This window comes from Streptomyces sp. NPDC002825 (assembly GCF_040295385.1).
In the GTDB taxonomy this organism is placed as follows: domain Bacteria; phylum Actinomycetota; class Actinomycetes; order Streptomycetales; family Streptomycetaceae; genus Streptomyces.
Genome location: NZ_JBEOVH010000003.1, coordinates 311,860 through 325,307 on the forward strand (window position 1 = coordinate 311,860; position 13,448 = coordinate 325,307).

The window sequence follows — 13,448 nt, forward strand, 5'->3', positions numbered from 1 at the left end:
CCCCCGGCGTCGGCGCCCACCCCGCCACCGGCACCGGCGCCGCCGGTCCGAGTGGCCGCCCCGTCACAGCCCGCGCCCGGTACAGCTGCCTACAGGCCGAGCTGGCGCTCCGCACCCTCGACCGTCTGGGCGAGCAGCACGGCGATGGTCATCGGGCCGACGCCGCCGGGGACCGGCGTGATGAGGGAGGCGCGCTCGGCGGCCGAGGCGAAGTCGACGTCGCCGATGTTGCCCGGGTTGTAGCCGGCGTCGATGACGACGGCGCCCGGCTTGATGTCCTCGCCCTTGATGAAGTTCGGCTTGCCGACGGCGGCGACGAGGACGTCGGCCTCGCGGACGACCGAGGAGAGGTCCTGGGTGCGGGAGTGGCAGTAGGTGACGGTGGCGTCGCGGCCGAGGAGGAGCAGGCCGGCGGGCTTGCCGAGGATGGCGCTGCGGCCGACGACGACCGCGCGCTTGCCGCTGAGTTCGACGTCGTACGCGTCGAGGAGGCGCATGATGCCGCCGGGCGTGCAGGAGACGAAGCCGGGCAGGCCGAAGCCCATGGCCGCGAAGGAGGCCATGGTGACGCCGTCGACGTCCTTCTCGGGGGCGATGGCCTCGAAGGCGGCGCGCTCGTCGATGTGCGGCCCGACCGGGTGCTGCAGCAGGATGCCGTGGACCTCGGGGTCCTCGGACAGGGCGGTGATGGCGGCGACGAGCTCCTCGGTGGTCGTCTCGGCGGGCAGCTCGACGTGCTTGGAGCGGATTCCGGCCTTCGCGCAGCGGTTCTGCTTCATCTTCACGTACGTGACGGAGGCCGGGTCCGCGCCGACCAGAACGGTCGCGAGGCACGGCGTGACGCCGGTGCGGCGGGTGATCTCGGCGGCTCGGGCGGCGGTCTCCTCGACCGTGCGGCGGGCGAGGGCCGTGCCGTCCATGAGGGTGGCGGTGCTGGTGGACATGGCAACTCCTGGGCGTCGTCTGTGACAGGTGGTTCGCCCAGGCGCACGGCATCGACACGGTCGCGTCACAGGGACGCCCCGCCGGGCCGCTCCCCGGTGGTGATCCACCTCAAGCGCCAGTCACGGCCCGGGCCCCACTCTACGTGAGGAGTGGGGGGCCGCTCCCGGACAGGGTGCATATGCCGTGCTGCGGGGTGGCTTGTCGGCGGCCCGCGGGCGCACCACGATGAGCGCGACGGGCCGGGACGACCTCGACGAGGAGGCCGAGTTGAACGATGCGTGGGTGGCCGGGGAACAACGGACGGGGCGGGCCCCGGTGGTGGATCCGGCAGAGGGCGTCGGCCCGGGCGCGGAGGCCGACCCGCACGGCCGGGAGGCCCGCCCGCTGGTGGCCGCGTCCTGGCGCCGGTCGGTACGCGCGCGCGTGAGCCGCGACGGGGAGGCGGGGGTCGAACTGGACGAGGACGAGCTGGCCGCGTACCGGGAGGAACATCCCCTGTCCGCGGCGATGCCGGTGATCCGGGAGCTGATGGGGGCCTACGCGACGGACGGGGAGCATCTCCTGGCGGTCTGCGACGCGGCCGGGCGGATGCTCTGGGTCGAGGGCCATCAGGGCACCCTGCGCAAGGCCCGCGGCATGAACTTCGTGGCCGGGGCCCGTTGGTCGGAGGCCGCGGTCGGGACGAACGCGCCGGGTACGGCCCTGGCCGTCGACCGTCCCGTCCAGGTGGTCTCCGCGGAGCACTTCCGGCGCTCGGTGCGGGCCTGGACCTGCGCCGCGGCCCCGGTGCACGACCCGCACACGGGGCGGGTGCTCGGCGCGGTCGACATCACCGGCGGGGAGCGGCTCGCGCATCCGCACAGCCTCGGCTTCGTCCAGGCGGTGGCACGGGCGGCGGAGTCCCAGCTGGCGCTGCTCGGGCCGGCTCCGGACCCGGGGCGGCTCCGGCTGTCGGCGCTGGGCCGGGACGAGGCGGTGCTGACGGTGGGCGGGCGGCGGCTGCGGCTGAGCCGCCGGCACAGCGAGATCCTGGTGGTCCTCGCGCACCGCCCGGAGGGCGTGGGCGGGGACGAACTCCTCACGCTCCTGTACGAGGACGAGTCGGTGACACCGGTGACGCTGCGGGCGGAGCTGTCCCGGCTGCGCGCGCTGCTGGGTCCCGACGCGCTGCGCTCACGTCCGTACCGCCTCGCGGGGGCGGTGGACGCGGACTTCGCGACGGTCGACCGTCGGCTCGCCTCGGGGGCCGTCGCGGCGGCGGCCGGGGACTACGCGGGGCCGCTGCTTCCGGCGTCGACCGCGCCCGGGGTCGTACGGCTGCGGGAACGGCTCGCGGACCGGCTGCGGGCCGCGCTGGTCGACCGGGGCGATCCGGGGCTGCTCGCGGACTGGGCGTACAGCGCGTGGGGCGAGGAGGACGTGGTGGTCTGGCGGGCGCTGTGCGCGGCCGTACCGGCGCCCCAGCTTCCTCCCGTACGGGCGAGGCTCGACTCCCTGGAGGCGGAACTGTCCGCCGGTGCAACGGGCTTGCAACGTACGGGTCTCCACACTCGGGCGTGAGCGCCGGCCAGGGACGGCCGGCGCGTCCCAGGGAGGCCATCCATGACCCGTTACGCCGCACCCGGCACCGAGGGCGCGCTCATGTCGTACCAGGCTCGCTACGACCACTGGATCGGTGGCGAGTACGTCGCTCCCGCGGCCGGGCGCTACTTCGAGAACCCCAGCCCGGTCGACGGTCGCCCCTTCACGGAGGTCGCGCGCGGCACCGCCGAGGACGTGGAGCGCGCCCTCGACGCGGCGCACGCTGCGGCCCCGGCGTGGGGGCGGACGGCGCCGGCGGAACGGGCGCAGGTCCTGCTGCGGATCGCGGACCGCATGGAACAGAACCTGGAGGCGCTCGCGGTCGCCGAGACCTGGGACAACGGCAAGCCGGTCCGGGAGACACTGGCCGCGGACATCCCGCTCGCGATCGACCACTTCCGCTACTTCGCGGGGGCACTGCGGGCCCAGGAGGGCGCGCTGAGCGAGATCGACGACGACACCGTGGCGTACCACTTCCACGAGCCGCTGGGTGTCGTCGCGCAGATCATCCCGTGGAACTTCCCGATCCTGATGGCGGTCTGGAAGCTGGCCCCGGCGCTGGCCGCCGGCAACGCGGTGATCCTCAAGCCGGCCGAACAGACCCCGGCCTCGGTGCACTTCTGGCTGAGTCTGGTCGCGGACCTGCTTCCGCCGGGCGTCCTCAACGTCGTCAACGGCTTCGGCGAGGAGGCCGGCAAACCGCTGGCGTCCAGCCCGCGCGTCGCGAAGATCGCGTTCACCGGGGAGACGACGACGGGCAGGCTGATCATGCAGTACGCCTCCGAGAACCTGAAGCCGGTCACCCTCGAACTCGGCGGCAAATCCCCCAACATCTTCTTCGACGACGTGTGGGCGGCGGACGACGACTTCCGCGACAAGGCGCTCGAAGGCTTCACGATGTTCGCCCTGAACCAGGGCGAGGTCTGCACCTGCCCCTCGCGCGCCCTGGTCCAGCGCGGCCACTACGCCGACTTCCTGGAGGCGGCGGTCGCCCGCACGGAGAAGATCCTCCCGGGCCACCCCCTGGACACGGACACGATGATCGGCGCGCAGGCCTCCGCCGACCAGCTCCGCAAGATCCTCTCGTACCTGGAGATCGGCCAGAAGGAGGGCGCCAAGATCCTGACGGGCGGCCAGATCGTCGAACACGGAGGCGAACTGTCGGGCGGCTACTACGTCCAGCCGACCATCTTCGAGGGCGACAACCGCATGCGGATCTTCCAGGAGGAGATCTTCGGCCCGGTGGTGGCGGTGACGTCCTTCACCGACTTCGACGACGCGATCCGCACGGCCAACGACACCCTCTACGGCCTCGGCGCCGGCGTCTGGACCCGCGACACGAACACCGCCTACCGAGCGGGCCGCGCGATCCAGGCGGGCCGCGTCTGGACGAACTGCTACCACGCCTACCCGGCCCACAGTGCTTTCGGAGGCTATAAGCAGTCAGGCATAGGTCGCGAGACCCACAAGATGATGCTGGAGCACTACCAGCAGACGAAGAATCTGCTGGTCAGCTACTCGCCGAAGAAGCTCGGCTTCTTCTAGCGGCACGAAAGAAGGCGCCTGACCTGGGGTTTTCCCCGGGGCAGGCGCCTTCTTGGAGCACTCGAGCCTTCCCGCGGGGGAGGCGTCGAGATATCCCCCCTTCTCCCAGTTCATCCCACCCGTATCCCAGTCCTGACCAGCACTTCCGGGCCATACACGGGCCAGATTGCGGCTCAGCCCGTGGGGCTGCTGTCTTCGCTGCGCCAGCTCCACTCCTGCATCGACTCCTCGATGAGCCGGTTGGAATGCTCCTGCAGACCGTCCAGGAACTTGGCGTAGTAATGGAAGAGCACTTGGATGCTCTGGCCGGCCCGGCGCGCGCATTCGGCAGGATCCACGCCGGAGTGCAGCCAGAACGAGATCCCGGCGTGCCGGAGGTCATAGGGCCTCTTGGCGAACAGCGTCGGCTGCTCATCGGGAGCCAGGACCTTCTTACGGGCCCGCTCCCACGTCTTGCCGTAGGCCGCTGCATCAACGTAGCCGCCGGCCTCATTGCGAAACACTCGGCCATCGGGCGCCACGCCGAAGCGATCGACGCGATTTCGCAGTGTGTGCACGAACGACGGCGGTACCGGCACGGGCCGTGTGACCTTCCTTGCCCCGGCCGTAGGTGTGGCACAGGATCCGCTCCGGTGAGGTGTGGGCGTCCGGCCGCAACCAGCACGTGACGTCGACGGCCAGGATCAGCCGGCCATCGGCCGCCCGCGGCAGAGGCACCGAGGCCAGAGCCTGCCGCATCCGGGCGGCGTCGATGCGGCCCTTTGAGACGGCGGCGTAGAGCCCTCCGTGTCCACGCCGGTGTTCGCCCACCAGCGACAGCTCTGCCATCGACCTCACCGGCCCATCACTGCACAACACCGCGTCGGCGAGCTCGAACAGAGCATCCGAACGAGGGGTGAGACAGGAGAAGAACTCGCCCCGGAAGCGTGGCAGCTCGGCCAACGGCTCCCGTCAGGCATCGTGATGCAGCAGAAGCTGGCGGGGAGCGTCATTCGAACCGTGCGGTATTCCTGCCCTGCGCTGGTTATTGAGGGGGCAAGCCAGCGTCTCTACTCGTGTGGCTGCGGCCCGGGCAGGAGCGCCCGGATGGCGTTCCGGTCCGGGGGAAGGCCGATGTCGTCGAACCATGAGGTGATGTGCTGGGTGTATCGCCAGCACACGTCACGGTTGACGAGAGCTTGCAGGTAACGGTGCTGGGCCGGAGTCAGTTTGGCACCTTCTTCATGGCCGGAAGGGAATGCCGCGGCGAGCAGCGGTCCCCAGTCGTCGGCGATGGTGAGGTTGCTGCAGAACGGTACGGAGGCCATCGCGGCCGGCAGAAGTTCCTCGAAGTCGGCAGCTCGTTCGATGGCCGCGGACAGGAGGGCGTGTCGCAGGCGGCCGTCGATGTGCGGCAGCTGGTCCCCGGCCCAAGGGTCAGTGGCGGTGGGTTCGAGGAACCAGGAGTCGATGGCCTCCGGATCGAGCAGGGCGCCGAGGATCTCCTGTGTCGCCACCGTGTTCCCGGCGGATCCGGGTGACAGCGCGGCGCAGGATCGGATGGCGGGGTCGGGGTCGGTGAGCCAGCGGGTGGTGTCCTCGCCCCAGGCGCCGATGGCCAGGACGGTGGTGGCGCGTTCACGGCGGTCGGTGCTCTCCGCGAGCAGCCGACGGAGTGTCCGGGTGGTTCCGGGGATTCGACCGGCCAGTTCGGGAGATTGAAGGAGCGCGGAGGTGGCGCTTAGGGCGGCCGCGCGCACGGTGGGGTCCGGGGCCAGGAGGTGGGCCGAGACGGCGTCGTGGATCGTGCCGCGGACTGCGCGGACTGCATCGGTGACGCCAGGGTCGTTGCCGTCCTCATCTTCGGTCGTCTCGCCGTATGCCGCCGAACCCGCGATCAGGCCCAGCCATTCCAGCAGAGCCGCGCGCAGTGGCCGAGGTCGGTCGTCCCAGGTTGAGTAGTCCTTATGGCAAGCCAGAGTGCGGCGGTCGTTCAACACCGCAGCCACGTACAACGCGGCCGGCACCGTCGCGGTGTACAAGGACTCCTGGTGCAGGACAGACATGTCCAACAGCCCCAGCGCTCCCGCTTGGACTTCAGGGTCAGCGTCCAGAAGCTGGAGCAAGCGAAGCGGCGTGTCATGGGCCGGCCCGTAGGCGTGCTCCAGCGCGGCCCAGTCGGGGCCCTCGATCACGGAAAGCGGATCAGGCAGTCGTCCACCCACGGCTTGGTCGAAGATCGGGTGCTCATCCTGTGTCGTCACACAGAAAGCATCACCCCTGCGACCCGCCGATATCGACGCGCCGGCGTGCTTCGAGGTAGGCGGTCCAGTCGGTGGCGGCTCGTCGGCGCCAGCGGGCGGCGGTGACGGGGTGGAGACCGAGCATCGGACCGAGGACCGCCGGGGGAAGATCCTGGGCGAGGGCGACGAGGGCGGTGGCCCGGGCGGGCCGGTTGGGAATCTGGTGGGCGGCCAGGCGGCGGCCGAGCACGGTGGCCGAGAGGTGCTGTCCGGGACGGCCTCCGGGAAACAGCCAGCCCCGAGAGGTGTTCGCCGCCCAGTTGGTGGGCGGCAGGCGGTTCGCGAGGTCGGCCAGCAGGCCGCCCAGGGGAGCGGGCAGAGGGATGGGGGTGCGGTCGAGAGTCAGGAAGGTTTCCTCGCCGGCGGTAGTCACGGCGCGGGTGGTCAGAGCAGCGATCCGGGTCAGGTGCTGACCGAAGAGAAGAAGGATCGAACCGGCTCCGCGGACTTCGAGCGGCCGGTCGGTATCCGTGAGGCACTGGCGGAGGAGTTCCCAGTGGGAGTCTTCGTCCATCGCGACCGGGTCCTTCTTCGGCCAGTGCGGGACGTCGAGAGTTCGGGCGTGTCCGCGGCGGGTGGCCCAGACGGCGAAGTCGCGGACGGTAAAGCGGCTTCCAGGGTTCACCGCGAGCCAGGTGTCGACCTCGTGCTGGGTCACTTCCTGCAGGAGCAGTCATCGTTACCAGCGCAGGCTGAAGGACCTTCCGCTGGCTGAGCAGGGCTTTGTGATCCGGCTGACGGTCCGGCGTTTCATCTGCGGGTCGGCGGACTGTCCGCGCCGGACGTTCGCCGAGCCGTTCTCCCGGCTGGCCGCGCCGTACGCGCGGTTCACCACGCGGCTCAACCGCGCCTTGGAGCGGGTGGGTCTCGCCCTCGCGGGGCGGGCCGGTGCCCGGCTGGCTGCCCAGCTGGGCTTCGGTGCAGGAAGGATGACCCTGTTACGCAGGGTCATGGCATTGCCCGATCCGCGGTTCAGTACCTCGCGTGTGCTGGGCGTGGACGACTTTGCGATCCGTCGCGGCCAGACCTACTCCACCGTCTTGACCAGTGTCGAAGACCATCGCGTGGTCGATGTGCTTCCGACTCGTGAAGCCGGGCCGCTGGCTGCCTGGCTGATCGGCCATCCCGGCGTGGAGATCATCTGTCGGGACCGGGCGGGCGCCTATGCCGAGGGCGCCCGGCGTGGTGCCCCCGGCGCTCTGCAGGTCGCCGACCGGTTCCATCTGTGGCAGGGCCTCGGCCGGGCCGTGGAGACCTGCGTCGCCGCCCACCGCGACTGCCTGCGCAACCCGACACCCAGCGGAATGTTGCCGGAGGTCACCCGACCGACTTCCGGTCGGCCGCAGGGCGACTCGGAACCGCTCGGCCGGCGGGCCGAGCGGAAGAAGGCTGCACACGCCCTGGTCCACGAGATGCTCGCCCAGGGCCACTCGCGCCGGGCGATCGCCCGGCACCTGGGCTGGGGGCTCAACGCCGTGCTCCGGTACGCGAACGCCGCACTCTGGCAGGAGACCATCCGCGAGAACCGGCCCCGGCCCAGCAGGCTGGACCCCTACAAGCCCTACCTGGAGCGACGCTTCGCCGAGGGATGCACCAGCGTCACCCGACTGCACGGCGAGCTGGTTGCCGAGCACGCTCCTGTCACCTACGGCATGGTCCGCGCCCACATCGCCACCTTGCGCGAGGCTCCCGCCGCCGCACCGCCACGGCCGCCGACGGTGCGGCAGGTGACCGGCTGGCTCACCCGCCACCCCACGACCTTGGCCGAGGAGGACCGGGCCGGTCTGAAGGAGGTCCTGACCCGTTGTCCCGAACTGGATACGGCCGCCGGACACGTCCGCGACTTCGGCGAGATGCTCACCGGCCGCCTCGGCGCCACGCTCCCTACCTGGATCGACGCCGTCGACGCCAGCCAGCTGCCCGGGCTCACCGGCTTCGCACTCCACCTGCTCCGAGACCTTGAAACCGTGACAGCCGGCCTCACCCTGGACTGGAACTCGGGCAGCATCGGGGGCGCCGTGAACCGCATCAAGAAGATCAAGCGGCAGCTCTACGGTCGGGCCGGATTCGAACTACTCCGCAAGATGATCCTGCTTCAGTGATTCCTCACCGCTGTGCCAGTCTGTGACAGCTGCACCGTAGTGAAGCGGCCTGGGTCAGCCCGCTCGCCGGCTGGCGTTGGACTGTTCAGCGTCGTTCCACATGATGGGCATGGCGCCGACCGGTGCGAATTCGATCTGCGGATCGGAGCTGTGGACCAGACACATGACGCGGCGTCCGAACAACGCGGCCCGGCGGGCGTTGTCGGCGACGATGTCCAGGATGATCTGCGCGCTCTCCGGATGTGTTGCGGCGAAGACATCGAAGTCGGTGAAGACCAGGACCAGGCCGGTGGCCTCCGGGGCGATCCCGTAAGCGGCGTAAGCGGCGACATCGCCGAAGCAGTCGTCGAACGCGTCCAAGCTGCGTCCGTGGAAGTCGGGGAAGTCCAGTGCGGCGCCGATCTCTCTAAGGAGGTCTCCCTCCGATGAACAGGCAGCCGCGTCCAGACTCGTGACCTGGTAGCCGTGCTCGTCCAGCCACGCTGTGCACTCCTCCAGCAGGTTACGGCGCCAGAAGAGCGTGACGAAAGTGTTCATCACGAGGCGGAAATCGAGGTCGGACGCGGGTCGGGGGTGAAGGCGGCCATGCTGTTGACCCTAGCCGGTCATGGCGTCAGCAGGACGCAGCGTCTCGTCACACTCCGTGCTTGCTCCCCAAGATCTGTGCCAGAACCCCCTTCTCGTAAACAAAGCCAAGCGGGGGTGTTCCGGCCCTCGACCTGGACCCCGCCGGCCGCATCGCCTTCGAACGGACCGACAAGGCTTCACGGGCGTGGCCTGCTTGACCGGCCGGACAGCTGGCTACAGAGTCGGAACGCGGTCCCGTAACGACGCCCCCCTACCGGCCGGCCCTCTGTCCCTACGTGGCGAACAGCCCCGAGATCCAGGAGCGACTGGTCCGATGGTCCTCGACCTGATTGTGATCGGTACGGCCATCACCCTCGGGCCTTTGCACAACAGCGCCTTCGTCCTGCTGCTCTCCTCGCGGCGCGGCGTTCGTCAGGGTCTGGCGTTCCTGTTGTCGTGGCTGGCCAACCTGATCACGGTCATCGCCCTCGTCGTACTGCTGACCGGCGGTCAGCCCCCGGCCCGTCATAGCGCGCCCTCGACCGCCGCGATCGCCGTGAAACTCGCCATCGGCGTGGCACTGGTGCTGTTCGGCACGTACCGGCACCGCCGACCGCCCCGCCCACACGGCCCGCCACGCTGGGCCGCCCGGATCGACAACGCTTCCCCGGTCACGGCAGCCGGTCTGGCGTGGCTGCTGCAGCCCTGGGGGCTGGTCGGCGCCGGCGCCGCGACCGCCCTCGACTCGGACCTCTCCACCCTCACCGACTGGCTCGTACTGACCGGCTACCGCCTGCTGGCCACACGCAGCCTCATCGTTCATGGAGATGTACACGGTCTGGGTGCCCGCGTCCGCGAACGCCCGCTTGAACGCCCTACGGAGCTGGCTGGAGCGGCACCAGGAACAGTTGCTGGTCACGCTCTCCCTGCTGGTGGGCCTGTGGCTGACGGCCCGGAGCATTTACGAGCTGGTCGCCTGACGCAGGCAGCTGGTGCTTCGCCGTGCCGGCGGGGTCCAGTCGCCGGTAAGGGCGGATTGTTTGGGCCAACGCAGGCGAAGGAAGACGTTGAAACACCCCTGCGGGTGCGGGGGGCCAGTTGTTCTCGCGGCCGGGTCCAGGGGCTGTCGTGCGCCGCCCGGGAGATCCGACGCCCGCCCACCGGCCGGCCATACCTTCCGAGGGCAGGACAGTGCCCTACCCTCCACACTCGACCGTAAGGGCCGCCATCGTGACCGGACGCACCCCCGAGCCAACCGAGAGCCCGCGATCGGACGAGTCCTTCGGCGAGGCCCGATGGCCGATGGCGACGGCCGTCGTCGCCGCCATGGTGCTGACCCTCCTGCTCCCCGACGACCTCCGCCTGGCGCCTCGCTGGGTCATCCCTGCCGTCGAGGGACTGCTTCTACTGGCGCTCATCGCCGGCGACCCGGGCCGGATCGACCGACGCACGGCCGCCCTGCGAAGCATGTCGATCGCCCTGGTGGGAGTTCTGGCCCTCAGCGCCGTCTGGTCGACCGTTCAACTGGTCGACGACATCCTCCATGCCGGGAAGGAGACCAACTCCGCCGTCAGTCTGCTGCAGACCGGCGGCACGGTGTGGGCCTGTACGGTCCTCGCCTTCTCCCTGCTGTACTTCGAACTCGACAGCGGCGGGGCCGCCGCCCGCGCCCACCACATGCCCTCCACACCCGCGCTCGCCTTCCCCCAGCAGCTCAACCCCGAACTGGCAAGCGCCGACTGGCGACCCCTCTTCATCGACTACCTCTACCTCGCGCTCACCAACGCCACCGCCTTCAGCCCCACCGACGTCATGCCGCTGGCCCCGTGGGCCAAGATCACCATGGGCATTCAGTCCCTCGTCTCCCTGCTCATTCTCGGGCTCGTGGTCGCTCGTGCCGTCAATGTCCTCGCCTGACGAGCTGCCGGGACGATCGCGTCGGCCCGCACGGCTCCCGCGATGCGCGCCGGCGCGCCCATCAGCGCCGTCGTCGTACGAGACATCCAGCTTCACCGTGGTGACGGTGCCCGGCACGGTACCCCGGCCCATCGACACCGGCTTGAGCGCGATCTGCCGGGTCGCGTCGGCCTTGACGTCGCCGTGCAGGTCCGACTCCAGCTCGTAGTCCAGGTTCAGCACCGGGAACGGCTCGAAGCAGTCCGAATCGACGGTGTCGGACATGAACGTCCACTCGGTGTGGGTGCGCGTCGACAGCCGGAAGACGTCGGCGGGCCGCTCCGCGTCCAGGACGGCGCGGTAGGGCAGGTTGTCCTCCGGCACCTCGATCCACTGCATGTCCGTCCTGTTCGGGTCGTCGTGGATCAGTGCGTCGCCCTGGAAGACCTGCAGGTGGGTCGGCGTCTCCCCCCACGGCAGGTAGCCGCCCAGCCGCATTTCGTCGCTGGAGGAGGCCCATGCCTGGACGTTCCAGGTCATGTCGTTCTGCCAGCGGGAGTCGTACACGCCGAACGACTCGCTCTGGCCGGGCCTGGTCACCGGAGCGAACCAGTCCAGCCGGGTGGCGCTGCCCTTGGCGTACGTGTTGTCGCCCGACACCATCACCCACGGCAGGCCGCCGTCGACGCCCTGCGCGTGGAACTCCCTCCAGACCTGGCCCGGAGTCACCCATTCGGTGCGTGTGCCCGGGTGCCACTCGCGCTCGGGGAAGTTGAAGGACGGGCTGAGGGTGAAGTCGGACCGGTAGTTGCGCCAATCCTCGTGGGGTTCGTGACCCCAGGCGTACTTGTTGAAGGCCCAGGAGTACAGAGCCTCCCAGAACCGGACTTCGTAACTCAGACCCAAGTCGCGCCCTGCGTGGCGTCGTCGGTGCCGAGGTTGGTGTCGGCCAGGCACTGACCGCTGTGCTGTGCCACCGCGACCGTGGAGGCGGTGGTGTTCGACGGGGGCAGCAGGGTGACGGTGTAGCCGTCCGCGGCGTCCGCCCACGGGACGATCACCGAAGCCGAGTTGCCGCTGACGGTCAGCGTCCGGTCGGAGACCGTCACCGGACCCGTCACCGCGCCGCCGCCGTTGTTCGGGATGCGCTGGACGATCGCGCGCACCCGGCCGTTCTCCGCCACCGACGTGGTGTCGAGGCGTTCGAGGTCGACGGTGACGTTGCCGGTGTCGCCGTTGCTGCCCAGCAGGATCTTGGCGTTGCGCGCGGAATTGTCCTTCGTCGCCACCCCGTCGGTGTTCGTGCCGGGCGTGAGGTTCACGATGGTGCCGGTCTGCGAGCCGTAGTACCGGTACAGGAACCACTCACCCAGCGGCAGATACTGACCGCCGGTCCTGGTGAGCAGGGCCGCCGCGAAGTCGTGCAGGTCGGCGCCCCACGCCCAGTTGGCGCGCAGGCCGTCCGCCCCGGCGCGTTCCAGACGGGAGATGTACCAGCCGCCGCGGCCAGGGTTCTGCTCGGTGTCGGCCGCGTACTCGTTCACCTGGAACGGACGGCTCGTGGTCATCGAGCGTGCCGCCAGCTTGGCGTGAACGGCGTCGGCGTCGGCGACCGGGTCGCCCGGCAGGTCGTGCCAGCTGTATGTGTCGGGTTCGACGTCGTTGGCCTTCACGTAGTCGAGGTACGTGTTCCACCAGGGGCCGCCCCCTTCCGCGGAGGGCCTGCCGGCTGTGCTGGCACCGACGATGACGGCGCCCGGGAAGGCGGCCCGGATCCGCTGGTGGGCCCGCTTCCACATCTCCAGGTACTGGTCCTGCGGCCGGTCCCAGAAGGAGGAGTAGTCGGGCTCGTTCCAGATGTCCCACTGGATGTCGGTCATGCCGACCGCCTTCGCGTCGGCGAGCAGCCGGTCGTAGAAGGCGTCGAAGCGGGACCAGTCGCCGTTGTCGCCGGGGAAGGTGGGCGAGGTGGTCCCGTCGGCGCCCCACAGGTCGTGCGGCAGGATGACGAAGGTGCCGCCCAGCGCCCTGGTGCTCTTGTACTGGGCGAGGGTGGAGTTCCACCGGCGGTCGTACGCGCCGGCGACCCAGCCGCCGGGGCTGTCCAGCTGGGCACCGCCGGCCCGCATGAACTTCCACTTGATGTCCCTGTAGAAGCTCTCCGGGGGCAGCGCCCCGTGCTCGGCCATCCCGTAGAGGGTGCCCGAGGCACGGTACGTGGGGGCGCCCCTGGTAGCGGAGAAGTCGACGGTGACGGCGGTGTCCGCGGCCTGGGTCGCAGGTCCTGAAGGTGTGGTGAGCGGCTTCATTCCGCGGCTCCTGGGGTGGACGGAGGAGAGGAACCGGGCCCGATCGGTCCCGGGCCTGGAGGAGGCGGCCGGTCGGCGGCCGTCTCGGGTGCGCGTGGGGCCACCGCGTCGACGACCGTGGCGAAAGCCTGCTCCGCGGCCGCCACGACGGCGTCGAACGTCTCCGAGGGCTTCTCCGCAAGCACGGGAGAGATGCCGGACCAGGAGCCGTGCGTGCTGAA

The 13,448-nt window shown here is 70.2% G+C and carries 11 protein-coding genes, 2 pseudogenes and 1 riboswitch; of the genes and pseudogenes, 5 read left to right on the plus strand and 8 right to left on the minus strand.

Annotated elements, in window-relative coordinates:
* Positions 1–89 precede the first annotated feature (89 nt).
* On the minus strand, positions 90–944 hold the full coding sequence (locus tag ABT041_RS06140; protein ID WP_041133111.1) for a bifunctional 5,10-methylenetetrahydrofolate dehydrogenase/5,10-methenyltetrahydrofolate cyclohydrolase: 855 nt from the start codon (positions 942–944) through the stop codon (positions 90–92).
* A 28-nt stretch (positions 945–972) separates the two neighbouring features.
* Positions 973–1,078, minus strand: a riboswitch (ZMP/ZTP riboswitch).
* 134 nt (positions 1,079–1,212) lie between these two features.
* Between ABT041_RS06140 and ABT041_RS06145 the strand changes: the two genes are divergently transcribed.
* Positions 1,213–2,505, plus strand: coding sequence for a GAF domain-containing protein (locus tag ABT041_RS06145; protein WP_502976392.1), 1,293 nt, complete (start codon positions 1,213–1,215; stop codon positions 2,503–2,505).
* 42 nt (positions 2,506–2,547) lie between these two features.
* Positions 2,548–4,071, plus strand: coding sequence for an acetaldehyde dehydrogenase ExaC (exaC, locus tag ABT041_RS06150; RefSeq protein WP_351179744.1), 1,524 nt, complete (start codon positions 2,548–2,550; stop codon positions 4,069–4,071).
* A gap of 173 nt (positions 4,072–4,244) precedes the next feature.
* Here the strand turns inward: exaC and ABT041_RS06155 are convergent, their stop codons facing one another.
* The 4 genes and pseudogenes from ABT041_RS06155 to ABT041_RS06170 all read right to left on the minus strand — a co-directional run bounded on the left by ABT041_RS06155 (position 4,245) and on the right by ABT041_RS06170 (position 7,011).
* A complete protein-coding gene (locus tag ABT041_RS06155; protein ID WP_351180037.1) occupies positions 4,245–4,649 on the minus strand; it encodes a site-specific integrase in 405 nt (134 codons plus the stop codon).
* Between the two features lie 7 nt (positions 4,650–4,656).
* Positions 4,657–5,013 (minus strand): annotated as a pseudogene (locus ABT041_RS06160) (transposase); the annotation flags it as partial.
* 107 nt (positions 5,014–5,120) lie between these two features.
* The gene (locus ABT041_RS06165) at positions 5,121–6,314 is read right to left on the minus strand and encodes a HEAT repeat domain-containing protein (RefSeq protein ID WP_351179747.1); all 1,194 of its coding nucleotides are present in this window, start codon (positions 6,312–6,314) and stop codon (positions 5,121–5,123) included.
* 10 nt (positions 6,315–6,324) lie between these two features.
* Positions 6,325–7,011: a hypothetical protein gene (locus ABT041_RS06170; RefSeq protein WP_351179750.1), complete on the minus strand. Its 687-nt coding sequence runs from the start codon at positions 7,009–7,011 to the stop codon at positions 6,325–6,327.
* On the opposite strand from ABT041_RS06170, the gene ABT041_RS06175 reads away from it, so the two are divergent.
* A complete protein-coding gene (locus tag ABT041_RS06175) occupies positions 6,989–8,455 on the plus strand; it encodes an ISL3 family transposase (protein ID WP_351179753.1) in 1,467 nt (488 codons plus the stop codon). The two genes, ABT041_RS06170 and ABT041_RS06175, sit on opposite strands and share 23 nt — an antisense overlap.
* Before the next feature lie 54 nt (positions 8,456–8,509).
* Here the strand turns inward: ABT041_RS06175 and ABT041_RS06180 are convergent, their stop codons facing one another.
* Complete coding sequence (locus ABT041_RS06180; RefSeq protein ID WP_351179756.1) at positions 8,510–8,992, minus strand: barstar family protein; 483 nt, start codon at positions 8,990–8,992, stop codon at positions 8,510–8,512.
* Between the two features lie 364 nt (positions 8,993–9,356).
* Here ABT041_RS06180 and ABT041_RS06185 point away from each other — a divergent pair.
* Positions 9,357–9,773, plus strand: a pseudogene (locus tag ABT041_RS06185) (GAP family protein); the annotation flags it as partial.
* Positions 9,774–9,843: 70 nt separating this feature from the next.
* Positions 9,844–10,002 carry a hypothetical protein gene (locus ABT041_RS06190; RefSeq protein WP_351180040.1) on the plus strand — a complete coding sequence of 53 codons (159 nt, stop codon included), beginning with the start codon at positions 9,844–9,846 and terminating at the stop codon, positions 10,000–10,002.
* Between the two features lie 424 nt (positions 10,003–10,426).
* On the opposite strand, the gene ABT041_RS06195 is transcribed toward ABT041_RS06190, so the two are convergent.
* Both ABT041_RS06195 and ABT041_RS06200 read right to left on the minus strand, forming a co-directional pair.
* The gene (locus ABT041_RS06195) at positions 10,427–11,824 is read right to left on the minus strand and encodes a hypothetical protein (protein WP_351179759.1); all 1,398 of its coding nucleotides are present in this window, start codon (positions 11,822–11,824) and stop codon (positions 10,427–10,429) included.
* Complete coding sequence (locus ABT041_RS06200) at positions 11,815–13,227, minus strand: beta-xylosidase (RefSeq protein ID WP_351179762.1); 1,413 nt, start codon at positions 13,225–13,227, stop codon at positions 11,815–11,817. Before ABT041_RS06200 ends, ABT041_RS06195 begins: the two co-directional genes overlap by 10 nt.
* Between the last annotated feature and the right edge of the window lie 221 nt (positions 13,228–13,448).

What these genes read in the sequence shown, in the direction of transcription:
- ABT041_RS06180 (WP_351179756.1), bottom strand. Translation starts at nt 8,992, where the DNA reads ATGAACACTTTCGTCACGCTCTTCTGGCGCCGTAACCTGCTGGAGGAG.
- exaC (WP_351179744.1), top strand. Translation starts at nt 2,548, where the DNA reads ATGACCCGTTACGCCGCACCCGGCACCGAGGGCGCGCTCATGTCGTAC.
- ABT041_RS06140 (WP_041133111.1), bottom strand. Translation starts at nt 944, where the DNA reads ATGTCCACCAGCACCGCCACCCTCATGGACGGCACGGCCCTCGCCCGC.
- ABT041_RS06200 (WP_351179762.1), bottom strand. Translation starts at nt 13,227, where the DNA reads ATGAAGCCGCTCACCACACCTTCAGGACCTGCGACCCAGGCCGCGGAC.
- ABT041_RS06190 (WP_351180040.1), top strand. Translation starts at nt 9,844, where the DNA reads ATGGAGATGTACACGGTCTGGGTGCCCGCGTCCGCGAACGCCCGCTTG.